This window comes from Kosakonia sp. (assembly GCF_032104925.1).
Lineage (GTDB): Bacteria > Pseudomonadota > Gammaproteobacteria > Enterobacterales > Enterobacteriaceae > Kosakonia.
On record NZ_DAMCGF010000007.1, the window covers coordinates 216,046 to 241,993 of the forward strand.

23 protein-coding genes and 1 other RNA gene are annotated in these 25,948 nt (G+C 55.5%); 15 read left to right on the forward strand and 9 right to left on the reverse strand.

The genetic code is table 11. From position 1 onward, the window contains the following. Nucleotides 1-191 precede the first annotated feature (191 nt). From hemA to kdsA, 6 genes are read left to right on the forward strand one after another with little or no spacing between them, the layout of a single operon-like run. Nucleotides 192-1,448, forward strand: a complete 1,257-nt coding sequence (gene hemA / locus RT644_RS16155; RefSeq protein ID WP_045513513.1) for a glutamyl-tRNA reductase — start codon at nt 192-194, stop codon at nt 1,446-1,448. A gap of 39 nt (nt 1,449-1,487) precedes the next feature. Next, nucleotides 1,488-2,570 (forward strand): peptide chain release factor 1, encoded by a 1,083-nt coding sequence (prfA, locus tag RT644_RS16160; RefSeq protein ID WP_016495807.1) that lies wholly within the window; start codon nt 1,488-1,490, stop codon nt 2,568-2,570. Beyond that, nucleotides 2,570-3,409 carry a peptide chain release factor N(5)-glutamine methyltransferase gene (gene prmC, locus RT644_RS16165; protein ID WP_313627286.1) on the forward strand — a complete coding sequence of 280 codons (840 nt, stop codon included), beginning with the start codon at nt 2,570-2,572 and terminating at the stop codon, nt 3,407-3,409. Before prfA ends, prmC begins: the two co-directional genes overlap by 1 nt. 6 nt (nt 3,410-3,415) lie before the next feature. After that, nucleotides 3,416-3,808, forward strand: coding sequence for an invasion regulator SirB2 (gene sirB2, locus RT644_RS16170; protein ID WP_016495809.1), 393 nt, complete (start codon nt 3,416-3,418; stop codon nt 3,806-3,808). 3 nt (nt 3,809-3,811) lie between these two features. After that, complete coding sequence (sirB1, locus tag RT644_RS16175) at nt 3,812-4,621, forward strand: invasion regulator SirB1 (protein ID WP_016495810.1); 810 nt, start codon at nt 3,812-3,814, stop codon at nt 4,619-4,621. Nucleotides 4,622-4,657: 36 nt separating this feature from the next. Next, nucleotides 4,658-5,509 (forward strand): 3-deoxy-8-phosphooctulonate synthase, encoded by an 852-nt coding sequence (gene kdsA / locus RT644_RS16180; RefSeq protein WP_016495811.1) that lies wholly within the window; start codon nt 4,658-4,660, stop codon nt 5,507-5,509. Nucleotides 5,510-5,552: 43 nt separating this feature from the next. Here the strand turns inward: kdsA and chaA are convergent, their stop codons facing one another. Next, on the reverse strand, nt 5,553-6,653 hold the full coding sequence (chaA, locus tag RT644_RS16185) for a sodium-potassium/proton antiporter ChaA (RefSeq protein ID WP_016495812.1): 1,101 nt from the start codon (nt 6,651-6,653) through the stop codon (nt 5,553-5,555). A gap of 274 nt (nt 6,654-6,927) precedes the next feature. Here chaA and chaB point away from each other — a divergent pair, with 274 nt between their 5' ends. Further along, on the forward strand, nt 6,928-7,158 hold the full coding sequence (chaB, locus tag RT644_RS16190) for a putative cation transport regulator ChaB (protein ID WP_016495813.1): 231 nt from the start codon (nt 6,928-6,930) through the stop codon (nt 7,156-7,158). Between the two features lie 171 nt (nt 7,159-7,329). Beyond that, entirely contained in the window at nt 7,330-8,028 is a 699-nt protein-coding gene (locus tag RT644_RS16195) for a gamma-glutamylcyclotransferase (protein WP_313627287.1), read from the forward strand. Nucleotides 8,029-8,037: 9 nt separating this feature from the next. On the opposite strand, the gene RT644_RS16200 is transcribed toward RT644_RS16195, so the two are convergent. The 4 genes from RT644_RS16200 to RT644_RS16215 form a co-directional block, all read right to left on the reverse strand. Further along, on the reverse strand, nt 8,038-8,283 hold the full coding sequence (locus RT644_RS16200) for a DUF1883 domain-containing protein (RefSeq protein WP_016495815.1): 246 nt from the start codon (nt 8,281-8,283) through the stop codon (nt 8,038-8,040). 215 nt (nt 8,284-8,498) lie between these two features. After that, the gene (locus RT644_RS16205) at nt 8,499-10,283 is read right to left on the reverse strand and encodes a methyl-accepting chemotaxis protein (protein ID WP_045513506.1); all 1,785 of its coding nucleotides are present in this window, start codon (nt 10,281-10,283) and stop codon (nt 8,499-8,501) included. A 107-nt stretch (nt 10,284-10,390) separates the two neighbouring features. After that, nucleotides 10,391-10,744: a DsrE/DsrF/TusD sulfur relay family protein gene (locus RT644_RS16210; protein ID WP_016495817.1), complete on the reverse strand. Its 354-nt coding sequence runs from the start codon at nt 10,742-10,744 to the stop codon at nt 10,391-10,393. A 78-nt stretch (nt 10,745-10,822) separates the two neighbouring features. Then, entirely contained in the window at nt 10,823-11,371 is a 549-nt protein-coding gene (locus RT644_RS16215; RefSeq protein ID WP_097405885.1) for a YbhB/YbcL family Raf kinase inhibitor-like protein, read from the reverse strand. A 145-nt stretch (nt 11,372-11,516) separates the two neighbouring features. Here RT644_RS16215 and RT644_RS16220 point away from each other — a divergent pair, with 145 nt between their 5' ends. Beyond that, nucleotides 11,517-12,887 (forward strand): YchO/YchP family invasin, encoded by a 1,371-nt coding sequence (locus tag RT644_RS16220; RefSeq protein WP_016495819.1) that lies wholly within the window; start codon nt 11,517-11,519, stop codon nt 12,885-12,887. 4 nt (nt 12,888-12,891) lie between these two features. On the opposite strand, the gene narL is transcribed toward RT644_RS16220, so the two are convergent. Next, a complete protein-coding gene (gene narL / locus RT644_RS16225; RefSeq protein ID WP_016495820.1) occupies nt 12,892-13,542 on the reverse strand; it encodes a two-component system response regulator NarL in 651 nt (216 codons plus the stop codon). After that, nucleotides 13,535-15,337, reverse strand: a complete 1,803-nt coding sequence (narX, locus tag RT644_RS16230; protein ID WP_016495821.1) for a nitrate/nitrite two-component system sensor histidine kinase NarX — start codon at nt 15,335-15,337, stop codon at nt 13,535-13,537. Before narX ends, narL begins: the two co-directional genes overlap by 8 nt. A 308-nt stretch (nt 15,338-15,645) precedes the next feature. Here narX and RT644_RS16235 point away from each other — a divergent pair, with 308 nt between their 5' ends. From RT644_RS16235 to narI, 5 genes are all read left to right on the forward strand, one after another. Beyond that, nucleotides 15,646-17,037, forward strand: a complete 1,392-nt coding sequence (locus tag RT644_RS16235; protein ID WP_016495823.1) for a NarK family nitrate/nitrite MFS transporter — start codon at nt 15,646-15,648, stop codon at nt 17,035-17,037. A 396-nt stretch (nt 17,038-17,433) separates the two neighbouring features. After that, complete coding sequence (locus RT644_RS16240) at nt 17,434-21,177, forward strand: nitrate reductase subunit alpha (protein ID WP_313627288.1); 3,744 nt, start codon at nt 17,434-17,436, stop codon at nt 21,175-21,177. Then, entirely contained in the window at nt 21,174-22,709 is a 1,536-nt protein-coding gene (gene narH, locus RT644_RS16245; RefSeq protein WP_249881715.1) for a nitrate reductase subunit beta, read from the forward strand. Before RT644_RS16240 ends, narH begins: the two co-directional genes overlap by 4 nt. Beyond that, a complete protein-coding gene (gene narJ / locus RT644_RS16250; RefSeq protein ID WP_313627289.1) occupies nt 22,706-23,416 on the forward strand; it encodes a nitrate reductase molybdenum cofactor assembly chaperone in 711 nt (236 codons plus the stop codon). Before narH ends, narJ begins: the two co-directional genes overlap by 4 nt. Then, nucleotides 23,416-24,093: a respiratory nitrate reductase subunit gamma gene (gene narI, locus RT644_RS16255; protein WP_097405890.1), complete on the forward strand. Its 678-nt coding sequence runs from the start codon at nt 23,416-23,418 to the stop codon at nt 24,091-24,093. The genes narJ and narI overlap by 1 nt, the downstream gene beginning before the upstream one ends. 31 nt (nt 24,094-24,124) lie before the next feature. Here the strand turns inward: narI and RT644_RS16260 are convergent, their stop codons facing one another. Then, entirely contained in the window at nt 24,125-25,012 is an 888-nt protein-coding gene (locus RT644_RS16260) for a DMT family transporter (RefSeq protein ID WP_313627290.1), read from the reverse strand. A 110-nt stretch (nt 25,013-25,122) separates the two neighbouring features. Here RT644_RS16260 and RT644_RS16265 point away from each other — a divergent pair, with 110 nt between their 5' ends. Then, a complete protein-coding gene (locus tag RT644_RS16265; RefSeq protein WP_313627295.1) occupies nt 25,123-25,566 on the forward strand; it encodes an Lrp/AsnC family transcriptional regulator in 444 nt (147 codons plus the stop codon). A 153-nt stretch (nt 25,567-25,719) separates the two neighbouring features. Here RT644_RS16265 and RT644_RS16270 read toward each other — a convergent pair. Further along, a non-coding RNA gene (locus RT644_RS16270) (RtT sRNA) lies at nt 25,720-25,852 on the reverse strand. Between the last annotated feature and the right edge of the window lie 96 nt (nt 25,853-25,948).

The following is a 25,948-nucleotide window of genomic DNA, read 5'->3' on the forward strand; positions in this document are numbered from 1 at the left end:
GGAAATCCTTGCGAGGTTGCAGTATTACGCTTAATGCTAGCGCCGCTCTGAAACAGCGTCTACGTTCAAGTTGTCTTAAATCATTAAATTACCAATTACTCCGAAAGGGTAGTGTCTCTTTTATTGACCTCACTCATCCTGTATGATGCGTACAGTCTAACCTTATCAACGTTGGTACTATTCCCGCGCTCATGACCCTTTTAGCACTTGGCATCAATCACAAAACGGCTCCCGTTTCGTTGCGAGAACGCATTGCATTTTCGCCGGAAACGCTTGACCAGGCGTTAGAAAGCCTGCTGTCACAGCCGATGGTGCAAGGCGGTGTGGTGCTGTCAACCTGCAACCGTACCGAGCTCTATCTGAGCGTTGAAGAGCGGGACAACCTGCAAGAAGCGCTGGTGCGCTGGCTGTGTGATTATCACCATTTGCGTGAAGACGAAGTGCGCCAGAGCCTCTACTGGCACCAGGATAATGACGCCGTCAGCCATTTAATGCGTGTGGCGAGCGGGCTGGATTCGTTGGTTCTCGGCGAGCCGCAAATCTTAGGCCAGGTGAAAAAGGCCTTTGCCGATTCCCGGCGTGGTCATGACAACGCCAGCGATCTGGAGCGTATGTTCCAGAAATCATTCTCCGTCGCCAAGCGTGTGCGCACGGAAACCGATATTGGCGCCAGTGCGGTATCGGTCGCTTTCGCCGCCTGTACGCTGGCGCGGCAAATCTTCGAATCCCTTGCGTCGGTGACCGTGCTGTTAGTGGGCGCAGGCGAAACCATTGAGCTGGTTGCGCGCCACCTGCGCGAGCATAAAGTGCAGAAAATGATCATCGCCAACCGTACGCGTGAACGCGCGCAGGTGCTGGCGGATGAAGTCGGTGCGGAAGTCATTGCTTTAAGCGATATTGATGAGCGCCTGAAAGATGCTGATATCGTGATCAGTTCCACCGCCAGCCCGCTGCCAATTATTGGTAAAGGAATGATGGAACGTGCGATGAAAGCGCGGCGTAATCAGCCTGTTTTGCTGGTGGATATCGCCGTGCCGCGCGATGTCGAGCCGGAAGTGGGCAAAGTGGCGAACGCCTATCTTTATAGCGTCGACGATCTGCAAAGTATTATTCAGCACAACCTGGCGCAGCGTAAAGCCGCGGCGGTGCAGGCGGAAACCATCGTCGCCCAGGAAACCAGTGAATTTATGGCCTGGCTGCGTGCGCAAAGCGCCAGCGAGACCATTCGCGAATACCGCAGCCAGTCTGAAACGGCACGCGATGAACTGACTGCCAAAGCGCTTGCCGCGCTGGAGCAGGGCGGCGATCCGCAAGCTATCATGCAAGATCTGGCGTGGAAACTGACCAACCGCCTTATCCACGCCCCAACCAAATCTCTTCAGCAGGCCGCCCGTGACGGGGACGATGAGCGCCTGCATATTCTGCGCAACAGCCTCGGGCTGGATTAGCACAACACTCTCTTATTATTAAAAGGTGCATTTACGCCTATGAAGCCTTCTATCGTTGCCAAACTGGAAGCCCTGCATGAGCGCCATGAAGAAGTTCAGGCGCTGCTCGGAGACGCCCAAACCATCGCCGACCAGGATAAATTCCGTGCGCTGTCGCGCGAATACGCACAACTGAGCGATGTGTCGCGCTGTTTTACTGACTGGCAACAGGTTCAGGAAGATATCGAAACCGCGCAGATGATGCTCGACGACCCGGAAATGCGCGACCTGGCGCAGGATGAACTGCGTGACGCGAAAGAAAAAGGCGAGCAACTTGAGCAGCAATTGCAGCTGTTGCTGCTGCCAAAAGATCCTGATGATGAACGTAACGCGTTTGTCGAAGTTCGCGCCGGAACCGGGGGCGACGAAGCTGCGCTGTTTGCTGGCGATTTGTTCCGTATGTACAGCCGTTATGCCGAATCCCGCCGCTGGCGCGTCGAGATCATGAGCGCCAACGAAGGTGAGCACGGCGGTTTTAAAGAAGTGATCGCAAAAATTAGCGGCGAGGGCGTTTACGGACGTCTGAAATTTGAATCCGGCGGACATCGCGTCCAGCGCGTTCCGGCGACGGAATCGCAGGGCCGTATTCATACGTCTGCCTGCACCGTGGCCGTGATGCCGGAGCTGCCGGAAGCCGAAATGCCGGATATCAACCCGGCCGATCTGCGTATTGATACCTTCCGCTCTTCCGGCGCGGGCGGTCAGCACGTTAACACCACCGATTCCGCAATCCGTATTACCCACCTGCCGACCGGGATTGTGGTCGAGTGCCAGGATGAACGCTCGCAGCATAAAAACAAAGCGAAAGCCTTGTCAGTGCTCGGCGCGCGCATCCACGCCGCAGAAGCCGCGAAACGCCAGCAGGCAGAAGCCTCAACACGGCGTAACCTGCTGGGCAGCGGCGATCGCAGCGACCGTAACCGCACCTATAACTTTCCGCAGGGCCGTGTGACCGATCACCGTATCAACGTCACGCTGTACCGCCTTGACGAAGTGATGGAAGGCAAGCTGGATATGCTGATCGAACCGATTGTGCAGGAATATCAGGCCGACCAGCTGGCGGCGCTCTCCGAGCAGGACTAATGGATTATCAACAGTGGTTGCGCCAGGCGATAAGTGAGCTGGCCGCGAGCGAAAGCCCGCGCCGCGACGCGGAGATCTTATTGGGCTTTGTCACTGGCAAATCGCGAACGTTCATTCTCGCGTTTGGGGAAACCTTGCTTGACGGCGGACAGCAGCAACAGCTGGCGACGTTACTGGCTCGTCGTGTGAATGGCGAGCCGGTGGCGCATCTGATTGGCGTACGGGAGTTCTGGTCACTGCCGCTGTTTGTCTCGCCGGCAACCCTTATTCCGCGCCCCGACACCGAGTGCCTGGTAGAGCAGGCGCTGGCGCGCCTTCCTTCCTCACCGTGTCGCATTCTCGATTTAGGCACCGGCACTGGCGCCATCGCGCTGGCGCTGGCGAGCGAGCGCCCGGATTGCAATGTCACAGCGGTCGATCTGATCCCGGATGCGGTGGCGCTGGCACAACGTAACGCCGCACATCTGAACATCACCAATATTGAAATCCTGCAAAGCCGCTGGTTCAGCGCGCTTGAAGGGCAGCAATTTGCCATGATTGTCAGCAATCCGCCTTACATTGATGAGCATGATCCGCATCTTGTGCAGGGCGATGTGCGTTTTGAACCGCTCAGTGCGCTGGTGGCGGCCAACAACGGACTGGCGGATTTACACACCATCATTGATGCTGCCCGCCAGCATGTGTTACCCGGCGGCTGGCTGCTGCTGGAACACGGCTGGCAACAGGGCGCAGATGTTCGCGCTATCTTCGAACATTACGGCTGGCAGCACGTGGCAACGTGCCGGGATTACGGTGATAACGAACGCCTGACGCTGGGGCAATGGCCTTTACAGGAGTAACGGGCAATGAATGCTTTTAAACTGCTGATTACATTGCATTTGACCTCTGTGGCGCTCACCGTTAGCCTGTTTGTTTTACGCTACTGGTGGCGTTGGTCGGGCGATCCGCGTATTAACGCCCGCTGGGTGCGGGTGGTGCCGCACACGGTGGATACTGTGCTGCTGCTGAGCGGCGCGGGTTTGATGTGGGTGACAGGCTATTTGCCATTTACGGTTAAAGGCGCATGGCTGACTGAAAAGCTGTTTGGCGTTATCATCTACATCGTTTTGGGTTTTATTGCGCTGGGGCGACATCGCCCGCGCAGCCAGCAAACAGGTTTTATCGCTTTCTTGCTGGGGCTGGTGGTGCTGTACATCATCATTAAACTCGCCGCCACAAAAGTACCGATACTGGGGTAAGACATGAGATCGTTAGCTGATTTCGAATTTAACAAAGCGCCGTTATGCGACGGGATGATCCTTGTTTCCGAGCTGATTCGCGATGACTTTCCTTCGCAATATGTGCAAGACGAACTGGAGCGGTTGCTCAGTCTGGCACGTGAGGAGATAGGTCAGGCAAAGCCTCAGGACTGGCAACTGGAAAAACTCGTTGAGCTGTTTTACGGCGAATGGGGTTTTAAAGATACGCGTGGCGTGTACCGTTTATCTGACGCGCTGTGGCTGGATAAAGTGCTGCAAAACCGTCAGGGTAGCGCGGTATCGCTGGGCGCGATTTTACTGTGGGTCGCCGGTCAGCTGGATATTCCCCTGACGCCGGTGATTTTCCCGACTCAGCTCATCCTGCGTGCCGAATGGCTGGATGGGGAAATGTGGCTGATCAACCCGTTTAACGGCGACACGCTGGATGAACACACGCTGGAAGTGTGGCTGAAAGGCAATATCAGCCCGGTGGCCGAGCTGTTTAACGAAGATCTCGATGAGGCCGACAACGCCGAAGTGATCCGCAAATTACTGGATACCTTGAAGTCGGCGCTGATGGAAGAGCAGCAGATGGAACTGGCGTTGCGCGCCAGTGAAGCGCTGTTGCAGTTCAATCCCGAAGATCCGTATGAAATCCGCGATCGCGGTCTGATTTATGCGCAGCTGGATTGTGACCATGTGGCGCTGAATGATTTGAACTACTTTGTAGAGCAGTGTCCTGAGGATCCGATAAGTGAAATGATCCGCGCGCAAATCAATTCGATTGCGCACAAGCAGATTACCCTGCATTAAAGATTTGTTCCGATTCACACTCGATAAGGCGATTTTATGAAACAAAAAGTGGTCAGCATTGGCGACATTAACGTCGCGAACGACCTGCCGTTTGTACTGTTTGGTGGTATGAACGTGCTGGAATCCCGCGATTTGGCAATGCGCATTTGCGAACACTACGTCACCGTGACCCAGAAACTGGGTATCCCGTACGTGTTCAAAGCCTCTTTTGATAAAGCCAACCGTTCTTCCATCAAGTCCTACCGTGGACCGGGTCTGGAAGAGGGGATGAAAATCTTCCAGGAACTGAAACAGACCTTTGGCGTGAAAGTGATCACCGACGTGCACGAAGCGTCGCAGGCGCAGCCGGTGGCTGATGTGGTGGATGTGATCCAGTTGCCTGCGTTCCTCGCGCGTCAGACCGATCTGGTTGAAGCGATGGCGAAAACGGGCGCGGTCATCAACGTGAAAAAACCGCAGTTTGTCAGCCCGGGCCAGATGGGCAATATCGTGGATAAATTCCACGAAGGCGGCAACGATAAAGTGATCCTCTGCGATCGCGGCGCGAACTTCGGCTATGACAACCTGGTAGTCGACATGCTGGGCTTCGGCGTAATGAAGAAAGTCTCCAACAACTCGCCGGTGATTTTCGATGTCACCCACGCGTTGCAGTGCCGCGACCCGTTCGGCGCGGCGTCTGGCGGTCGTCGTGCTCAGGTTACTGAACTGGCACGTGCCGGGATGGCAACCGGTCTGGCAGGGCTGTTTATTGAAGCGCACCCGGATCCGGATAACGCAAAATGCGACGGCCCGTCCGCGCTGCCGCTGGATAAGCTGGAGCCGTTCTTAAAACAGATCAAAGCGATTGACGATCTGGTGAAAAGCTTCGACGAACTCGATACCGAGTAAGCATAAAAAACCCCGCGAGTGCGGGGTTTTTTGTTTCTGCCTGTCAGGCAAATATCGTCATCAGATAGGCTGCGAACAGCGCCAGGTGCGCCGCGCCATTAAGCACGTTGGTTCGCCCGGTAGAGAACGAGATTTGGCACAGCAGCAGCGAAGCGACCATGACAATCATTTCCGGCGCGCCCAGGCCGAACACCAGGTCATTACCGGTTAGCCACGCAATCAGCGTCACAACCGGGACGGTGAGGGAAATCGTTGCCAGTACCGAGCCAAAGAACAGGTTCATTGCGCGCTGTACCTGATTATTCAGCACCGCTTTTAACGCCCCTAAACCCTCCGGAGAGAGGATCAACAGCGCCACCAGGAAACCGGTAAATGCCACCGGCGCATTCATTTCTGTCAGCAGCGCTTCCAGCGGCGTCGCATTCATTTTCGTCACGGCAATGACCGCAACCAGATGGATAATCAGCCACAGCGTGTGCCACAGATTTCCGTGCGCGGAAGGTTTGCCGTGGTGCGGATCGTCATCATCGCCTTCGTCTTCATGTTCATAGACGAACAAGCTCTGGTGCGTTTTGGTCTGGATAAGCAAAAATACGCCGTACATAGCCGCTGAGATCAACGCCACCAGCAGCGACTGACCAATTGTAAAATTGGCCTGCGGCAGTGCCATCGGAAACACCAGCACGATAATCGCCAGCGGAAACAGCGCTATCAGATACTGTTTAATGCCAAACAGATTCATATATTGCGTGGCGAACTTACGCCCGCCCAGCAGCAGCGAAAAGCCCACCAGACCGCCAGTGACAATCATGATGATGGAATAGAGTGTGTCACGCATAAGCGTTGGCGCGGCGTCGCCGGTGGCCATCAATGCGGAAATCAGGCTGACTTCGAGGATAACCACCGACAGGCTGAGGATCAGTGAACCATAGGGCTCGCCAAGCCGGTGGGCAAGCACGTCGGCATGGCGTACCACGCTAAACGCGCTGGATAAGATACCAACCAGTGCTAATAAATTAATGCCGATAACCGCTGGTAGTGACTGCGAACCTCCCCAGAAAAGCAGCACTGCCAGCGCCAGCACCGGGAAAATAAGGGATGTCTCCTTGTGGCGGGTTTTCACCGCCTCGTGCGTTGTTGTCATTATGATGCTCCATCACAGTGCAGGTGTTTGCGAATTATAGATAGAAAAAGAACGGGTCATAAAATAACAAAAATCACTGTTTTGCTGGGCTTTTTTACGTAGTTTTACCCTCAGCGCTTCGTTTTGTTATCAACTAAATAAAATGCACGCTCTCATTTAATTTTTATTTATATTACAGTGATATGGGTGTGGTTATCTGGCAATCTGTTACTTTTTCTGGCGTGCCCGCTATTTGTCGTCCAGACTTACTTCTTTAAGCCCAAAGGAGCGTGAAATGCCGTATAAAGCGAAGTCCGATCTGCCAGAGAGCGTGCAACATGTCCTGCCGGCGCATGCGCAGGAAATTTATAAAGAGGCGTTTAACAGCGCCTGGGAGCAATATAAGGACAAAGACGATCGCAAAGGGGATGCCAGCCGCGAGGAGACGGCGCACCGCGTGGCCTGGGCGGCAGTAAAAAACGATTACCAGAAAGGTGACGATGACAAATGGCATAAAAAGAAGTAACGCACTGAAATAATTACTTTTCGCCATTTATAGCTCTATTCGATGGATTGACGCTATTGCCAGCGGCCTGTGAATTGCATAAGGTCGTAGTAAGCTGCGCTTAAAGCAGCATATGCCGGGAAGGCAGCAGTTGAGCAGTCGCACGGAAGCAGGCAGTGGCGGAGGTAGAAGATGTTAACGCGTGATTTTTTGCGAACAGCAGATTGCAAAACGGCATTCGGCGATATTGACGAATCGTTACTTTGGTCGGCGGAACAGCGCGCGGCATCGCTTGCGGCGACGCTGGCATGTCGGCCGGATGATGGCCCGGTGTGGATTTTTGGTTATGGTTCGCTGATGTGGAACCCGGCGCTGGAGTTTAACGAATCCTGCACCGGTACGCTGACAGGGTGGCACCGCGCGTTTTGTCTGCGCTTAACCGCTGGTCGCGGCACCGCCTGCCAGCCTGGACGCATGCTGGCGCTTAAAGAGGGCGGGCGTACCACGGGTGTGGCGTACCGTTTATCCGACGACACCCTGCATGATGAGCTGACGCTGCTGTGGAAACGCGAAATGATCACCGGCTGTTACATGCCAAGCTGGTGCAAACTGGCGCTTGATGATGGCCGCACGGTAAATGCGCTGGTGTTTATTATGGATCCGCGCCATCCGCTGTATGAATCCGATACGCGTGCGCAGACCATCGCCCCGTTGATTGCCGCCGCCAGCGGCCCGCTCGGTACGAATGCGCAGTATCTGTTTTCACTGGAACAGGAGCTGATGAAGCTCGGTATGCAGGATGATTGCCTGAACGATCTGGTAGGGAAAGTGCGTTTGCTGCTGGAGGGAGAAAAACCAGGCCCGGAGATGCAGCCTGGTTTTGCCTGCTAACCGTAACCGTTAAGCGGCGACGTAGCTGATCGAGTGCTCCAGCGACTGGCTGTGGCTGTCGATCAGCACACTCCAGACGCCGCTGTATGGCACAGCCAGATAGGCACTTGCGCGATTCTGTACACTCAGAATATCCGTTTGAGCGTTCGGCGTTCGGCTCTTCTCGCTCATCAAATGAATGTGACAACTTTCGGAACAACGAACAACTACTGTATCCCCACCAAACAACTTCAGACTTGCTTTTACCACCGCCATTTTTAACCCCGTAGTTTTTTAACAACGCGATCCGTGCGGGAAGGATCCCCGTGCGTGACTTTGTTCACAATTCACTCAGTGCATAACACCAAACGGAAGGGGTTCGAATGCTGATTTTGATCAAATAATGACGTAACGATTAAACAAAAATTACATTATTCGGCAGGGAAAGAAGACGGCGCGTAAAACCGTGGTTAAAACGCGCCGATAAAAAATTAAATGCGGAAATGACCGGCAGTTTCAGCAAGCTCCGTCGCCTGCGAGCGCAGCGCGCCTGCGGCGGCGGTCGATTCAACCACCAGTTCCGCGTTTTGCTGCACCATGCGGTCAAGATCTAGCACCGCATGGTTAATTTCCTGAATGCCTTTCATCTGCTCGCTGGTGGCGACGGAAATTTCACGCATGATCACCGACACACTGTCGATGCTGGCAACAATATCCGTCATGCTGTCGCCCGCGAGGCGGACAAAGCGCGAACCGGTCGCCACGCTTTCGGTGGTGGAGTCGATCAGCGTTTTGATCTCTTTCGCCGCTTGTGCACTGCGGCTTGCCAGATTGCGCACCTCACCGGCGACCACCGCGAAACCGCGACCCTGTTCACCCGCACGGGCAGCTTCAACCGAGGCGTTGAGCGCCAGGATATTGGTCTGGAAAGCAATGCCGTCAATCACGCTGGTGATATCGCCGATTTTTGCCGAAGCCACTTCAATCGACTGCATCGTATTGATCGCTTGCGTTACTACCTGACCGCCGCGCGACGCCGCTTGCGAAGCCACATGCGCCTGATCGTTGGCCTGTGCTGCGGCGTCGGTAGACTGCGCCACCGATGCGGTGATTTGCTCGACCGCACTGGCCGTTTCGCGCAGGCTGGAGGCCGCTTGTTCGGTTCGCCCGGAGAGATCCTGGTTGCCGGCGGCAATCTGTTGCGCGGCCACTTGTACCGAATTGCTGGAATCGCGCAGTTTAATCATCACTACGGAAAGCTTGTCGCTGAAGGCGTTAAAGGCATGCGCTATTTGTGACACCTCGTCATGACCATCCACCGGTAAGCGCTGCGAGAGATCGTTGGTGCCGCTGCTGATCGCGTTCATGGCATCGCGCACCGTCAAGAGGCGTTTAAGCAGGGTGGCGACAATCCAATGCATCAATGTACCGGCAATCAGCACCAGCACAATCAGCGACAGCGCAGAGGCTTTCAGTTGCGCGCGCAACCCGGCGGTAGAATCAGCGCTGTCAAGCGCCACCGCCAGCAGCCAGTTGGTGCCTTTGACCGGGCTTGCCAGCAGTGCTTTATCTTCGCCGGCATACACACCTTCCACCCGTTTTCCAGCCCGTAACTGTTCGAAGCTGACCCCGCCAATCGCCTCACTGAAGGGCTTCATGGTCAGTTTGTCGTTGGCGGCGGCAATTACAGAACCATCGCTTGCCAGCAACATGCCGGTGCTGTTCGGTGTTGGGCTGATACCGCGCACGTTAGCCACGACGCTATCCATCGAGACGTCGCCTGCGACCACGGCTTTTAACGTACCGTTCTCTTTGACCGGGACGGCGAAGGTTACCACCAGCGCACCGGTGCTGGCGTCAACATAAGGCGCAGTGACGACAGGCGCGTCGGCTTTTACCACTTGCTGATACCACGGACGGATTGTCGGGTCGTAATCCGCCGGTACGCCGCCCGGATCGGAGAATTTCGCCGTTTTCGTGGCGTAACCGACATAAACGTTGATAAACCCACCGGCGCGTGCGATCTGCGTGAAAACCGGCACGGGATCGTCGGTTAACGCCACGCTTTGCAAAGAGGCAATCATGTTCATTTTGCTGGCGACCCAGTCGGCAATCGCAATACTGTGACTGGCGCTGGTGCTGGAGAGAATATCCTGCTGGGTTTGTTGGCTGTGCTGGCTGGTTACCTGATAGTTAATGATGGTGTTAAGCAGCAAAGCGCCGGCGAGACACCCCGCCGTTGCTGCAATAATACGGGACTTAATCGATCTGAACATAGTTATAGTACCTGCTGTGTTGTCTTAAAGGGCTATCGGCAACACAGCAGGCAAACTTGATGACGTAACGCCACCCATAAGAAAAAAATATTAAACTCGCCGCAATATTAAAACGTTAATACTTTGTCGGCCGCCAGCGTCCACTGCGCCAGCTCCACCAGCGTGCCGATCTCCACACCGTCAATCAGCGGCAACGCGGTGATGCCGCGCCCGTCGGTGCAGGTTTTACACAGTTTCACCGGTACATTTTGCGCCGTCAGAATTTCCAGCATCTGCTGGATGTTGTAGCCCTCAGCGGGTTTTTGTCCGCGCAACCCGGCGGTTACTGCGTCGGACATCAAAAACAGCCGCAGTTCAGTGTCGCTACTCTGCTCACGCAGCGCGATGGCCAGCCGTAAGCTATTGAACAGCGACTCACTGCCGTACGCCGCGCCATTGGCGATAATCACGATCTTTTGCATCTTCACTCCTTCGATAAACAGGATTCGTGGCGCTTATGCTACTGCGCCGGCGCAACGGGCGAAAGGCAGTCACAACAATTACTGACCAAAGCGACCGATAAGCCCGGTGGCGGCAAGCGTGTGACCTTTCAGTTTTGCGAATAACTCTTCGCGCGTCAGCCCTTCGGGCAGCGTTGGTTTAAGCGACGTGGCGATCAGGGTAAAGGTGTAATGATGCGCGCCGCTGCCCGGAGGCGGGCACGGGCCATGCCAGCGCAAATTCCCCGGTGTGTTCTTGCCGCCCGTATAGCCTTTGCCATCACGCAGATCGTTTTGCGCAAAGCCCGTGCTGGACGGGGCGATGTTATAAGCCACCAGGTGCGTTACGCCCAGCCCGGTCGCGCCTTCGGGATCGTGTACCACCAGCGCGTAACTCTGCGTATTGGCAGGTGGGTTGTTCCACACCAGCGACGGCGAATAATTTTCGCCGGTACAGTTCGGGTTATTGCTGGCGTTACCGGCGAATTTTTTCTCCATTAAGGCGTTATCGGCAAATGCGGAAGATTGCAGGGTAAACAGCTCGCTGGCGCTGGCCTGCGAGGCATAAAACAGGATCGCACTACACAAAATTTTATGCTTAGTGTTCATGTCAGCTCTCCGGTAAGGGGTGCATTAACTGTAGCTGCAGCGAAGCGCAGGGATAAGGTTTTTCCTGGTATTTTGTCTGCGGCTGTAAAGCCCTGGCAAAACCGTTAAACTTGACGGTATGAATTATCCTCTCCTTACACTTCTGATGCTGTCACTGATAAGCGGCGTCGCCAGTGCCCGGCAGAATAGCTTCGTACAGCAAGCAGAAAACCCCTTTGATAATGACGGCGATGGTTTGCCGGATCTTGGCATGGCCGCGGAAAATGGTGCGCAGGAAAAGCATTTCGCAGAGATGGCGAAAGCGTTCGGCGAAGCCAGTATGAATGATAACGGCCTGACCACCGGCGAGCAGGCTCGGCAGTTTGCTTTCGGACAACTGCGCGATGTCGTCAGTGATGAAGTGAATCAGCAAGTGGAGTCCTGGCTTTCGCCGTGGGGCAGCGCCAGCGTGGATTTCAAAGTGGATAATGAAGGCGGGTTCACCGGCAGCCACGGCGACTGGTTTGTGCCATTGCAGGATAATAATCGCTATCTCAGCTGGAGCCAGCTTGGACTGACGCAGCAGGATGCCGGGCTGGTGGGAAATGTTGGCGTCGGTCAGCGCTGGATCGCCGGCGACTGGCTGCTCGGCTACAACACCTTTTACGATAATCTGCTTGATGACAATCTTGGTCGCGCCGGGCTGGGCGCTGAGGCCTGGGGCGAGTACTTACGCTTTTCAGCAAACTACTACCAGCCGGTAAACAGCTGGGAGTACCAGACCGCCACGCTGCAACAGCGTATGGCGCGGGGCTACGATGTTACGGCGCAGGCGCGATTGCCGTTTTATCAGCAGCTCAATACCAGCGTCAGCGTCGAGCAATATTTCGGCAACAGCGTTGATCTGTTTGACACCGGTACCGGCTATCACAACCCGGTGGCGGTGAAGTTGGGGGTGAATTACACGCCGGTTCCGCTGGTGACGCTGACCGCCGAACACCGCCAGGGGGAGAGTGGAGTTAGTCAGAACGATTTAGGGCTGAAAGTGAATTATCGCTTTGGTGTACCCCTGTGGAAGCAGCTTTCTGCCAGCGAGGTGGCAGAAAGCCGTTCGCTACGGGGTAGCCGCTATGACAGCCCGACGCGCAACAATGCCCCGGTTTTCGAATATCGCCAGCGTAAAACGTTATCGGTATTTCTCGCCACGCCGCCGTGGGATTTGCAGCCGGGTGAGACGGTGGCGCTGAAACTGCAAATTAACAGCACGCACGGTGTACGTTCGATAACCTGGCAGGGCGATACGCAGGCGTTAAGCCTCACGCCGCCAGCCAATGGGCGCAGCAGCGATGGCTGGACACTGATTATGCCGCGCTGGGATAGCGCAGAAGGTGCCACCAACCGCTGGACGTTGTCGGCACTGGTGGAAGACGATAAAGGGCAGCGCGTTGAATCGAACACTATCGAACTGAAGCTGACGGAGCCAGTGATCCCGCCAGCGGAAAACAGTAATACGGGCTGGACGCTACCAGACCCGTAACCTGTCAGAAAATACGTTCCTGGTGCACCCAAACGGCGGCTTCAACGCGGGATTTCAGTTTCATTTTCTTCAGCATGTGTTTGACGTGCACTTTAACCGTGCTTTCGGTGATGTCCAGGCGGCGGGCAATCATTTTGTTCGGCAGCCCCTGGGCAATCAGCTTGAGAATATCGCGTTCGCGAGGCGTAAGCTGGGTGATATCCCGGTCAGTGGTGGCACGGTTGGCGCGCAGGCTGGCGGCCAGCACCGGGGTGAGCGCTTCGCTGAGCACCATTTCGCCCGCCGCGGCTTGTTGCAGCGCTTTCAGCAGATCTTCCGGCTCCATATCTTTCAGCAGGTAGCCATCTGCGCCGCGTTTTAACGCGGTTACCACGTCTTCTTCATGGTTGGAGACGCTAAAGACAACAACGCGGCCCGACAGGGTTTTTTCCCGCAGCTTATCCAGCGTTTCCAGCCCGTTCATGCCTGGCATGTTGAGATCCAGCAAAATCAAATCCGGGTCCAGCGATTCCGCCAGTTCAATGCCTTGTTCCCCGTTGCTGGCTTCGCCGACCACGGTGATGTCGGGAGCCATGCTGATTAACTGCTTCACGCCGGTTCGCAGCATTGGATGGTCGTCGATCAGGAGGATGGTGGCCGGATCCTGATTACTCATGGGTATCTCCTTGCATGGATGAGAGAAACGTCTCTGGAATAAACGTCACGACGACCTCGGTACCACCGGATGCTCCGGGGCGAACCTGGCAATCGCCGCGCAGGCTTTGCGCGCGGTCACGCATAATTATCAATCCATAATGGTTCGTCCTTTCAGCATTGACCGGGATGCCGCAACCATTGTCGGTGATGCGCAATATTACCCGGTTTTCCTGCTGTTGCACTGCGACGCTGACCGCGGTTGCGCCGGAGTGTTTTAATGCATTGCTCAACGCCTCGCGGGCTATCTGTAACAGGTGAATCGCCTGATGCGCCGGGACCAGCCGGGGCGGGAGCTGGTAATCAAGACGTACCTGGAAACCGAAACGACCGCTGTACTCCTGGCAACTGGACTCCAGCGCCGGGCGCAGCCCTGGTTCGGTTAATTGTAAACGAAACGTGGTCAGCAACTCGCGCAGCTGCGCCCATGAGGTATTCAGCTCGTTGCGGATCTGCCCCAGCAACTGCTGGCTGTTTTCCGGCAGCGCGTCGCCCTGCATTTGCAGGCAACTCACCTGCATCTTCATGCAGGAGAGGGACTGCGCGATGGAGTCGTGTAATTCGCGGGCGATGGTGGCGCGCTCTTCCATGACCATCAACTGTTGCTGCCTGTCCTGATGGCGATCGAGTGCCAGCGTCGCGGTGAGTTGTTCCACCAGCGTGTCGACCAGTTGCTGCTGGTCATGGCTTAAATGGCGGCCCGGCGGCAGCGTTGCCAGCAGCAAACCATATTGCATATGCGCATCCGCCAGTCGCCATTTCAGCGTGGTGCCAAACCCGCTGGATTCGGTGAGAATACCGTTGCGCGGACATAAATGGCAGCCTTTGTCATCGCAGCTCGCATCCGACTGGCAGGTAAAATCCTGATGATTTTCCTCATCTTCCAGATCGTACACCCGCAGCTCAATATCATGCAGCAGGGTTAAATTCTGCAAACCGTTCAACACTGGTGACAGGCGCTCGCACATCGGGATACGCGAATGCAGCCGGTGGTTAGCCTGCCATAAAAACGACAGGATCTGGTTCTTTTGCTCAAGCCCGGCGGTTTTCTCCTGTACCCGGCGTTCCAGTATCGCGTAGCTCTCGCCCAGCTCGGCTGACATGTTATTTAACGCCTCGCCAAGCGTCGCCATCTCGTTGCGCCCGCTGATGCGTGCGCGCTGGGTAAAATCACGCTGGCTGACCGCACGCGCCATGCTCAGTAATTGCTGCCACGGACGGAGTAGACGCGCCCGCAGCCAGACCACGGCAAACAGCAATAACAGACCCATCACTATCGCCATGAGCCGGTGCATCACCACCACTTGTTCAATACGGTGTTCGGTGCTGCGGTCAAACGAGGTAACCAGCCGGTCGATTCGCCCAACGAAAATCGCAATAATTTCCGCCGCTTGCGATGGTTGTTGTGCCTGTTTTATCGCCGGTACGACTTCGCTGCGCCAGTAGTTTTGCAATGCCGCGAGCTGCGCTTGCTGGCCGTCGCGCTGTGCTGCCTGCGCCAGCTCCGGGCTGAATGCGGTGTACTCCATTTCGTCGAGCAAATATTGCTCGTCTTCATGCAGCGGAATGGCGGACAACAGACGGTAGCTCTGCATACGCAGTGAACCGGCTTTGTTGATCGCATGTGCGCTGCCCTGAACGCCTTGTACCAGCCAGCCGGAGATCGCCATGCCCGTCACGCCGATGGCGGTCGATAGCAGCATCAACAACGCCAGTTGGTTAACCAGCGAGATCGGTGAAAAAAGGCGTTTTAGCATAGGTGATTAAGGCTCCTCGGCCGCGTGCGGTGCGGATGGCGCTATTGTCTGCCATCGCCTGGGGTATACCCATACCTCTAAAGGATTACCCCTTTATTGCCAGCGAGCCGACAAGAGTGGGAACAATCTGAGTAGGGAAGGTCAGAACCGTGAAAAACCACACCTTTTTTGCCGGTAAAAGGTACTCATAAATGAGCATGGCGATTTTTCACCCGCGAAATGGGCTGCTTTTCCTTTGATTTATATCAACTTAACTACCGCTATAAAAACTAAGGTGGCAGGCATCAAACCGAACAGCAGAGGTGTATATGCAGCACTCAACCATCCCGGAAAAAAGTTCGTCAGCGCGGGTTATTACCGACTGGCGTCCTGAAGATCCGGCATTCTGGCAACAGCAGGGCAATAAGATTGCGAGCCGCAACTTGTGGATCTCCGTGCCTTGTCTTCTTCTGGCTTTCTGCGTCTGGATGCTTTTTAGCGCAGTCGCCGTCAATCTCCCGAAAGTGGGTTTTCAGTTTACCACTGACCAGCTCTTTATGCTGACAGCGTTGCCATCCGTTTCCGGCGCACTGCTACGTGTCCCGTACTCCTTCATGGTGCCAGTATTCGGCGGTCGTCGTTGGACAGCTTTCAGTACCGGGATCTTAATCATTCCATGTGTGTGGCTCGGTTTTGCCGTGCAGGATCTGAGCACGCCGTTTAGCACGTTTATCATTATCTCGCTGCTGTGTGGTTTCGCCGGCGCGAACTTTGCTTCCAGCATGGCGAACATCAGCTTCTTTTTTCCAAAACAGAAGCAGGGCGGCGCGCTCGGTATTAACGGTGGCTTTGGCAACCTTGGTGTGAGCGTGATGCAGTTGATCGCACCGCTGGCGGTCTCTTTCTCCATTTTTGCCGCCTTTGGCGGTACCGGTGTCGCACAACCTGATGGTTCGTTGTTGTACCTCGAAAACGCCGCCTGGATATGGGTACCGTTACTGGCGGTGTTTACCCTGGCAGCCTGGTTCGGGATGAATGAGCTGGCGACCTCTAAAGCCTCGCTTAGCGCGCAACTTCCGGTGCTCAAACGTTCGCACTTGTGGATTATGAGCTTCCTCTATCTGGCAACGTTCGGCTCATTTATCGGCTTTTCTGCCGGTTTTGCAATGCTGTCGAAAACTCAGTTCCCGGAAGTGCAAATCCTGCATTTCGCCTTCTTCGGCCCGCTGGTGGGCGCGCTGGCTCGCTCCGCAGGCGGCGCGATTTCTGACCGTCTCGGCGGGACTCGCGTAACGCTGGTGAACTTTGTGCTGATGGCGATTTTCAGCGCCTTGCTGTTCCTGACGCTGCCATCCGGCGGCACCGGGGGCAATTTCACCGCATTCTTCTGTGTCTTCCTCGTACTGTTCCTGACCGCCGGGCTGGGCAGTGGTTCGACATTCCAGATGATTTCGGTGATTTTCCGGAAAAAAACCATGGAACGCGTGCAACAAAGCGGTGGCACAGAAAGTGAAGCCATGCGTGAAGCCGCCACCGAGACAGCCGCGGCGCTGGGTTTTATCTCGGCAATTGGCGCGATTGGCGGTTTCTTTATTCCTAAAGCATTCGGCACTTCACTGGCGTTAACCGGCTCACCGGCAGGCGCGATGAAAGTGTTCCTTGTGTTCTATATCGCCTGTGTGGTGATCACCTGGGCGATATACGGGCGTAAAAAACAATAACACTCAGTAAATGTTGATTATCCTTGCGCGGTGAAAGCCGCGCTTTTTTTATGTCGCCATTAGTTACAACATACTTTGCAATTTTCTCAGCGGCGTGCTGCGGAAACCTCTGTGACGGGCATCACTTTGCAGGTTCATCTACCCCTTAATACCCCGGAACGCGGAATTATCTGCTTGTACCGCTGCGAGTTTATATAAATCCATTATTTATCAATGAATTAAAAAATAAAAATCCCTAACTCTTTGTGGGTACTCCGCGTTTCTGGCGCAGAAACGAAGCTTTGGCAGCTTGATCATCATCAATTCTCTTTGTCTTTGTGGGGGTTACCTTCGCCGCAATTGCAGCAATGTCGATTTACCAAGAGAGCCTGACAGGCTCCAACAGGAGAACCCCCGATGAGTAAATTCCTGGACCGGTTTCGCTATTTCAAACAGAAAGGCGAAACCTTTGCCGATGGGCACGGCCAGCTCTTAAACACCAACCGGGACTGGGAGGATGGATACCGTAACCGCTGGCAGCACGACAAAATCGTGCGTTCTACCCATGGCGTAAACTGCACGGGCTCGTGCAGCTGGCAGATCTTCGTGAAGAACGGTCTGGTCACCTGGGAAACCCAGCAGACTGACTACCCGCGCACCCGTCCGGATATGCCGAACCACGAACCGCGTGGCTGCCCGCGTGGCGCCAGCTACTCCTGGTACCTCTACAGTGCGAACCGCCTGAAATACCCCCTGATGCGTAAACGCCTGATCAAACTGTGGCGTGAAGCGAAAGCGCAGCACAGCGATCCGGTTAATGCCTGGGCTTCCATCATCGAAGATGCGGAAAAAGCGAAGAGCTTTAAACAGGCGCGTGGTCGCGGCGGTTTTGTGCGCTCCTCCTGGCAGGAAGTGAATGAACTGATTGCTGCTTCGAACGTTTATACCGTGAAAACGTACGGCCCGGACCGTGTCGCAGGCTTCTCGCCGATCCCGGCGATGTCGATGGTTTCTTACGCTTCTGGCGCGCGTTATCTCTCGCTGCTGGGTGGCACCTGCCTGAGTTTCTACGACTGGTATTGCGACTTACCGCCAGCCTCTCCGCAAACCTGGGGCGAGCAGACCGACGTGCCGGAATCCGCCGACTGGTACAACTCCAGCTACATCATCGCCTGGGGCTCTAACGTTCCGCAGACCCGTACGCCGGACGCGCACTTCTTTACCGAAGTACGTTACAAAGGCACCAAAACCGTTGCGGTAACGCCGGACTACGCCGAAATCGCCAAACTGTGTGATTTGTGGCTGGCGCCGAAGCAGGGCACCGATGCGGCAATGGCGCTGGCGATGGGCCACGTTATGCTGCGTGAATTCCACCTCGATAAACCGAGCCAGTACTTCACCGATTATGTTCGCCGTTATACCGACATGCCGATGCTGGTGATGCTCGAAGAGCGCGACGGTTACTATGCGGCAGGCCGCATGCTGCGCGCCGCCGATCTGGTGGATGCGCTGGGCCAGGAAAATAATCCGGAGTGGAAAACCGTTGCCCTCGATAGCGAAGGCAACCTGACCGCGCCGAATGGCTCCATCGGTTTCCGCTGGGGTGAAAAAGGCAAGTGGAACCTTGAGCAGCGCGACGGCAACAGCGGTGCGGATGTTGAGCTGAATCTCAGCCTGCTGGGTAAACACGACGATATCGCGCAGGTCGGTTTCCCGTACTTCGGTGGCGACAACACCGAGCATTTCGCTGGCGTTGAACTTGATAATATCCTGATGCACAAACTGCCGGTTAAACGCCTGCAATTAGCTGACGGTTCCACCGCGCTGGTGACCACGGTTTACGACCTGACCATGGCGAACTACGGCCTTGATCGCGGTCTGGGTGATGAAAACTGCGCAACCCGTTATGACGAAGTCAAAGCTTACACACCGGCCTGGGCTGAGAAAGTCACCGGGGTTTCACAGGTGCAAATTATCCGCATCGCCCGTGAATTTGCCGATAACGCCGATAAAACGCATGGCCGCTCGATGGTTATCATCGGTGCCGGGATGAACCACTGGTATCACCTCGATATGAACTACCGTGGGATCATCAACATGCTGGTCTTCTGCGGTTGTGTGGGACAGAGCGGCGGCGGCTGGGCGCACTATGTTGGCCAGGAAAAACTGCGTCCACAAACCGGCTGGCAGCCGCTGGCATTTGCCCTCGACTGGCAGCGTCCGGCGCGTCACATGAACAGCACCTCCTACTTCTATAACCACTCCAGCCAGTGGCGTTACGAAACAGTAACTGCGCAGGAATTCCTGTCGCCGTTAGCGGATAAATCCCGCTATACCGGCCATCTGATTGACTTTAACGTGCGCGCTGAACGTATGGGCTGGCTGCCGTCCGCGCCGCAACTGGGCACCAACCCGCTGCGTATCGCCGCTGAAGCGGAAAAAGCGGGCATGAGCGCGGTCGATTACACCGTTAAATCGCTGAAAGACGGTTCGCTGCGTTTCGCAGCGGAACAGCCGGAAAACGGCAAAAACCACCCGCGTAACCTGTTTATCTGGCGTTCCAACCTGCTGGGTTCTTCCGGTAAGGGCCACGAGTTTATGCTCAAGTACTTGCTGGGCACCGAACACGGTATTCAAGGCAAAGATCTGGGCAAACAGGGCGGTGTGAAACCGGAAGAGGTGGAATGGCATGACAACGGTCTCGACGGCAAACTGGATCTGGTGGTGACTCTCGACTTCCGCCTGTCCAGCACCTGTCTCTACTCGGATATTGTGCTGCCAACCGCTACCTGGTACGAAAAAGACGACATGAATACCTCGGATATGCATCCGTTTATTCATCCGCTTTCTGCCGCTGTTGACCCGGCATGGGAATCGAAAAGCGACTGGGAAATCTATAAAGGTATCGCCAAATCCTTCTCTGCGCTGTGCGTTGGACATTTAGGCAAAGAGACCGATGTCGTGACGCTGCCAATTCAGCATGACTCCGCCGCTGAACTGGCGCAGCCGCTGGGTGTGAAAGACTGGAAGAAGGGCGAATGTGACCTGATCCCGGGCAAAACCGCGCCGCACATTATTCCGGTGGAACGCGACTATCCGGCAACCTACGAGCGCTTTACTTCCATCGGCCCGCTGATGGAAAAAATCGGCAACGGTGGTAAAGGCATCGCCTGGAATACCCAAAGCGAAATGGATCTGCTGCGTAAGCTGAACTACACCAAAGCGGACGGCCCGGCGAAAGGGCAGCCGATGCTCAATACCGCCATTGATGCCGCAGAGATGATCCTCACGCTGGCCCCGGAAACCAACGGCCATGTGGCGGTGAAAGCCTGGGCGGCGCTGAGTGAATTTACCGGCCGCGACCATACGCATCTGGCCACGAATAAAGAGGAAGAGAAAATTCGCTTCCGCGATATTCAGGCGCAGCCGCGCAAAATCATCTCCAGCCCCACCTGGTCTGGTCTTGAAGATGAGCACGTTTCCTACAACGCCGGTTACACCAACGTCCATGAGCTGATTCCGTGGCGCACGCTCTCCGGTCGCCAGCAGTTGTATCAGGATCATCAATGGATGCGTGACTTCGGCGAAAGCCTGCTGGTTTACCGTCCGCCGATTGATACCCATTCGGTGAAAGAAGTGATGGGTACGAAATCTAACGGTAACCCGGAAAAAGCGCTGAACTTCCTGACGCCGCACCAGAAATGGGGTATCCACTCCACCTACAGCGACAACCTGCTGATGCTGACGCTGGGGCGCGGTGGTCCGGTGGTGTGGATGAGCGATAAAGATGCCAAAGAGATCGGCATTGAGGATAACGACTGGATCGAAGTCTTTAACGCCAACGGTGCCTTGACGGCTCGTGCGGTTGTCAGCCAGCGTGTGCCGGCCGGTATGACCATGATGTACCACGCGCAGGAACGTATTGTGAACCTACCGGGGTCAGAAATTACCGGGCAGCGCGGCGGTATCCACAACTCCGTTACCCGTATTACCCCGAAACCGACCCATATGATCGGCGGCTACGCCCAGCTGGCTTATGGCTTTAACTACTACGGCACGGTCGGTTCCAACCGCGATGAGTTCGTGGTGGTGCGTAAGATGAAGAACATTAACTGGTTGGATGGCGAAGGCAATGACCAGGTACAGGAGAGCGCAAAATGAAAATTCGTTCACAAGTCGGCATGGTGCTGAATCTCGATAAGTGCATCGGCTGTCATACCTGTTCAGTGACCTGTAAAAACGTCTGGACCAGCCGGGAAGGGATGGAGTACGCGTGGTTCAACAACGTGGAAACCAAACCGGGCACCGGCTTCCCGACCGACTGGGAAAACCAGGAAAAATGGAAGGGCGGTTGGATCCGCAAAATCAACGGCAAACTGCAACCGCGCATGGGTAACCGTCCGATGTTGCTGGGTAAAATTTTCGCTAACCCGCACATGCCGGAAATTGATGATTACTACGAGCCGTTCGATTTTGACTACCAGCGCCTGCATAACGCGCCGGAAGGCAAACATCAGCCGATTGCCCGCCCGCGTTCGGTAATAACCGGTCAGCGGATGGACAAAATCACCGCTGGCCCGAACTGGGAAGATGATTTGGGCGGTGAGTTCGACAAGCTGAGCCGCGATCAGAACTTCGAGAACATGCAGAAGGCGATGTACGGTCAGTTTGAAAACACCTTCATGATGTATCTGCCGCGCCTGTGCGAACACTGCCTGAACCCGGCCTGTGTCGCGACCTGCCCGAGCGGTGCTATCTACAAGCGTGAAGAAGACGGCATTGTGCTGATCGATCAGGATAAATGCCGCGGCTGGCGCATGTGCGTGACCGGCTGCCCGTACAAAAAAATCTACTTCAACTGGAAGAGTGGCAAATCGGAGAAGTGCATTTTCTGCTACCCGCGCATTGAAGCGGGCATGCCGACAGTCTGCGCGGAAACCTGTGTGGGCCGTATTCGTTACCTCGGCGTTCTGCTGTACGACGCCGACGCGATTGAAAATGCCGCCAGCACGGAGAGTGAAAAAGATCTCTACCAGCGTCAACTGGATGTGTTCCTCGATCCAAACGACCCGGCGGTGATTGCTCAGGCGCTGGAAGATGGCGTGCCGCAGAGCGTGATTGACGCGGCGCAGAAATCGCCGGTTTACAAAATGGCGATGGACTGGAAACTGGCGCTGCCGCTGCATCCGGAATACCGCACGTTGCCGATGGTCTGGTACGTGCCACCTCTGTCACCGATTCAGTCTGCCGCTGATGCGGGCGAACTGGGCAGCAACGGTATTCTGCCGGATGTGGAAAGTCTGCGTATTCCGGTGCAGTACCTGGCAAACCTGCTGACCGCAGGCGATACCGGTCCGGTTCTGCTGGCGCTAAAACGTATGTTGGCAATGCGCCACTTCAAACGTGCGGAAACCGTGGATGGCATTGAAGATACCCGCGCGCTGGAAGAAGTTGGCCTGACAACCGCCCAGGCGCAGGAGATGTACCGTTACCTCGCGATTGCTAACTATGAAGATCGTTTCGTGGTGCCGTCGAGCCACCGCGAGCTGGCGCGTGAAGCCTTCCCGGAGAAAAACGGTTGTGGCTTTAGCTTCGGCGATGGTTGCCACGGTTCGGACACCAAATTCAATCTGTTTAACAGCCGTCGTATTGACGCGGTGGATGTGACAGTGAAAACGGAGCCGCACCCATGATTGAACTGGTGGTTATTTCCCGTTTGCTTGAGTACCCGGACGCTGCCTTATGGCAGCATCAGCAGGAAGTTTTCGATGCGCTGGCGTCGGGTGAAAACCTGACCAAAGCCGACGCTCAACAGGTTGGCGTCTTCCTGCGGGATCTAACGTCTCAGGATCTGCTGGATGCACAGGCGAACTACAGCGAATTGTTCGATCGTGGCCGCGCAACCTCGCTGCTGCTGTTCGAACACGTCCACGGTGAATCCCGCGATCGCGGGCAGGCGATGGTCGATCTGCTGGCGCAGTATGAGCGCCACGGCCTGCAACTGGATAGCCGTGAATTGCCGGACCATCTGCCGCTCTATCTGGAATATCTGGCACAGCTGCCCCGGTCTGAGGCTATCGGTGGTTTGCAGGATATCGCGCCGATCCTCGCGCTGTTAAAAGCGCGTTTAGCGCAGCGCGAAAGCCATTATGCAACGCTGTTCGACGCGCTGTTATCGCTGGCGAATACGCAGGTGGATAGCGCGCAGGTCGCGGAAAAAATTGCCGGTGAAGCCCGCGATGATACGCCGCAGGCGCTGGATGCTGTGTGGGAAGAAGAGCAGGTGAAATTCTTCGCCGAACAGGGCTGCGGTGATGCCGACATCACTGCGCATCAGCGTCGTTTTGCCGGTGCCGTTGCGCCGCAATATCTGAATATCTCAACAGGAGGAGAGCGCTAATGCACTTCCTTAATATGTTCTTCTTTGACATCTATCCGTATATTGCCGGCGCCGTTTTTCTGCTCGGCAGTTGGCTGCGCTATGACTATGGTCAGTACAGCTGGCGGGCGGGCTCCAGCCAGATGCTGGATCGTAAAGGGATGACGCTGGCTTCGAACCTGTTCCATATCGGTATTCTGGGGATCTTTGCCGGTCACTTCCTCGGTATGTTAACACCGCACTGGATGTATGAATCCTTCCTGCCGATTGAAGTGAAACAGAAGATGGCGATGATTGGCGGTGGTGCCAGCGGCGTGTTGTGCCTGGTGGGTGGTTTGCTGCTGCTGAAACGCCGTTTATTCAACCCGCGTATTCGTGCGACCTCAACCACGGCGGATATCCTGATCATGTCGCTGTTGATGGTGCAGTGTGCACTGGGTCTGCTGACCATTCCGTTCTCTGCTCAGCATATGGATGGCAGCGAAATGATGAAGCTGGTTGGCTGGGCACAGTCGGTTGTGACCTTCCATGTTGGCGCTTCCGCGCATCTTGAGGGTGTGGCGTTTATTTACCGCGTGCACCTGGTGCTGGGCATGACGCTGTTTGTGCTGTTTCCGTTCTCCCGCCTGGTGCATATCTGGAGCGCGCCGGTGGAGTACCTGACACGCAAATACCAGATTGTTCGCGCCCGTCGCTAATCAGAAAAAGCCCCGCAACGCGGGGTTTTTTTTACTGTCGCGTTGGCATTGTCGCGGGCGCGCTTTTTCGCTCACCCCAGCCAAGGTTATTGCCTGCGGCAGCCAGCAGAATTAACACGCCACCCGCCATTTGCACCGCGCTTAATGTATGCCCGAACAGCGCGTTATCCACCACAATCGCCACCAGCGGGTAGATAAACGACAGCGAGCCAATCAGCGGGGTGGGTAGCTTTTGTATCGCGCTATACAACAACTGGTACATCACGCCGGTATGCACAATGCCGAGCGTTAACAAAATACCCCACGGGAATGTCCCGCCGGCCGCAGGCAGATGCACCAGCGGTAATAACATCACTGTGCCGGTTAATACCTGAATCAGGGCGATATGCTGTGGCGGAAGTTGCTTCAGGTGGCGGGCGATTAACGCGGTGACGGCATAGAAAAAGGCAGCACCCAGCGCCATGGCAATGCCGAGAAGCCACTGGGTGTTCGGGTGATGCAATTCACTGAGTAACAAGAGGACAACGCCGGAAAACGCCAGCAGCAGCCATCCCCACTTCGTAAGCGTAACGCGCTCGCCGAGCAACATACTCATCAGCACTAACATAAAAGGCTGGGTGTTGTAGACCACGGTTGCCAGCCCCATTGAAATGCGGCTGTAAGCGGCGAACAGCAGCAGCCAGTTAATCACCAGCGCGATACCGCCCGCTATCGCCAGCATTAACACCGGGAACGCAAGGCGCGCGAACGGCTGGCGGCCAAAGCGGATAAAAAGAAATAGCGCGGCTGCGCCAATCAGGCAGCGCCAGAAAACAACATCAGTCACCGGCAGACCGCTAAGCAGCACAAATGCGCCAATCGACCCGGAAATCAGCATCGCCAGGCTCATCTGCCAGCTGCCATTAGGGATAGTTTTCATTTTTTCATCTCCTGAACGTTGTTGGCATATTGTGAAAAAACGGCGGCCAGCTTTATATGGTTGTTGTAAGGTACATAACGGCCAATTCCTTTAAAAATTAGGTGAAGATGATGGATTACCTTATTGACGATATCGACAGAGCGATTCTGGCCTCTCTGGCCGAGGATGCCCGCCAGTCATTGAAGGTGTTAAGTGCGAGAGTGGGGCTGACGTCGCCCAGCACGGCAGAGCGCGTGAAACGGCTGGAAGAGTGCGGCGTAATTGAAGGCTACGGCGCGCGCGTAAACCTGGCCGCGCTGGATTACCGCTTGCAGGCGTTGGTGCGTGTTCGCCCGATGCCAGGCATGTTGCAGAAGGTGGATAAAATGCTCCAGGCGCTGCCGGAGTGCATCGAATGCGACAAAGTGACGGGGGAAGACTGTTTTGTTATGCGGCTGGTGGTGCGCTCGATTGAGCAACTGGATACGTTACTGGATGGCATTGCCGAATATGCGCAGTGTAATACGTCGATAGTGAAAAGCTCGCCGGTTAAACGGCGGTTACCGCCACTGTAAGGCCCGGCTGCCAGACGCGCGTCAGGTTTCCCGGTGCGGCAACGTTCTCTCGCATACGCTCGGGTCGAACCCTGGTCGAAAGTTATCGTCCTTCCCCGAACGGAGAATGTGAGGAATCGGAGTAAATAGTAAGACTGGATATTTATTTAAGGATGGTGGTGGGGGAAGGATGACACGTCGCTTGCGCTCCTCGCCCTTCGGGCCGTTGCCTGCGGCAACGTTCTCTCGCCTTCGCTCGGGTCGAACCTTAATCGAAGGTTCTCGTCCTTCCCCGAACGGAGAATGTGAGGAATCGGAGTAAATAGTAAGACTGGAAGTTTATTTAAGGATGGTGGTGGGGGAAGGATTCGAACCTTCGAAGTCGATGACGGCAGATTTACAG

What these genes read in the sequence shown, in the direction of transcription:
- hemA (WP_045513513.1), top strand. Translation starts at nt 192, where the DNA reads ATGACCCTTTTAGCACTTGGCATCAATCACAAAACGGCTCCCGTTTCG.
- kdsA (WP_016495811.1), top strand. Translation starts at nt 4,658, where the DNA reads ATGAAACAAAAAGTGGTCAGCATTGGCGACATTAACGTCGCGAACGAC.
- sirB2 (WP_016495809.1), top strand. Translation starts at nt 3,416, where the DNA reads ATGAATGCTTTTAAACTGCTGATTACATTGCATTTGACCTCTGTGGCG.
- prmC (WP_313627286.1), top strand. Translation starts at nt 2,570, where the DNA reads ATGGATTATCAACAGTGGTTGCGCCAGGCGATAAGTGAGCTGGCCGCG.
- RT644_RS16210 (WP_016495817.1), bottom strand. Translation starts at nt 10,744, where the DNA reads ATGCAAAAGATCGTGATTATCGCCAATGGCGCGGCGTACGGCAGTGAG.
- narI (WP_097405890.1), top strand. Translation starts at nt 23,416, where the DNA reads ATGCACTTCCTTAATATGTTCTTCTTTGACATCTATCCGTATATTGCC.
- narX (WP_016495821.1), bottom strand. Translation starts at nt 15,337, where the DNA reads ATGCTAAAACGCCTTTTTTCACCGATCTCGCTGGTTAACCAACTGGCG.
- narJ (WP_313627289.1), top strand. Translation starts at nt 22,706, where the DNA reads ATGATTGAACTGGTGGTTATTTCCCGTTTGCTTGAGTACCCGGACGCT.
- prfA (WP_016495807.1), top strand. Translation starts at nt 1,488, where the DNA reads ATGAAGCCTTCTATCGTTGCCAAACTGGAAGCCCTGCATGAGCGCCAT.
- chaA (WP_016495812.1), bottom strand. Translation starts at nt 6,653, where the DNA reads ATGACAACAACGCACGAGGCGGTGAAAACCCGCCACAAGGAGACATCC.
- RT644_RS16215 (WP_097405885.1), bottom strand. Translation starts at nt 11,371, where the DNA reads ATGAACACTAAGCATAAAATTTTGTGTAGTGCGATCCTGTTTTATGCC.
- RT644_RS16220 (WP_016495819.1), top strand. Translation starts at nt 11,517, where the DNA reads ATGCTGTCACTGATAAGCGGCGTCGCCAGTGCCCGGCAGAATAGCTTC.
- RT644_RS16205 (WP_045513506.1), bottom strand. Translation starts at nt 10,283, where the DNA reads ATGTTCAGATCGATTAAGTCCCGTATTATTGCAGCAACGGCGGGGTGT.
- narH (WP_249881715.1), top strand. Translation starts at nt 21,174, where the DNA reads ATGAAAATTCGTTCACAAGTCGGCATGGTGCTGAATCTCGATAAGTGC.
- RT644_RS16260 (WP_313627290.1), bottom strand. Translation starts at nt 25,012, where the DNA reads ATGAAAACTATCCCTAATGGCAGCTGGCAGATGAGCCTGGCGATGCTG.
- sirB1 (WP_016495810.1), top strand. Translation starts at nt 3,812, where the DNA reads ATGAGATCGTTAGCTGATTTCGAATTTAACAAAGCGCCGTTATGCGAC.
- RT644_RS16200 (WP_016495815.1), bottom strand. Translation starts at nt 8,283, where the DNA reads ATGGCGGTGGTAAAAGCAAGTCTGAAGTTGTTTGGTGGGGATACAGTA.
- narL (WP_016495820.1), bottom strand. Translation starts at nt 13,542, where the DNA reads ATGAGTAATCAGGATCCGGCCACCATCCTCCTGATCGACGACCATCCA.
- RT644_RS16195 (WP_313627287.1), top strand. Translation starts at nt 7,330, where the DNA reads ATGTTAACGCGTGATTTTTTGCGAACAGCAGATTGCAAAACGGCATTC.
- RT644_RS16235 (WP_016495823.1), top strand. Translation starts at nt 15,646, where the DNA reads ATGCAGCACTCAACCATCCCGGAAAAAAGTTCGTCAGCGCGGGTTATT.
- chaB (WP_016495813.1), top strand. Translation starts at nt 6,928, where the DNA reads ATGCCGTATAAAGCGAAGTCCGATCTGCCAGAGAGCGTGCAACATGTC.
- RT644_RS16240 (WP_313627288.1), top strand. Translation starts at nt 17,434, where the DNA reads ATGAGTAAATTCCTGGACCGGTTTCGCTATTTCAAACAGAAAGGCGAA.
- RT644_RS16265 (WP_313627295.1), top strand. Translation starts at nt 25,123, where the DNA reads ATGGATTACCTTATTGACGATATCGACAGAGCGATTCTGGCCTCTCTG.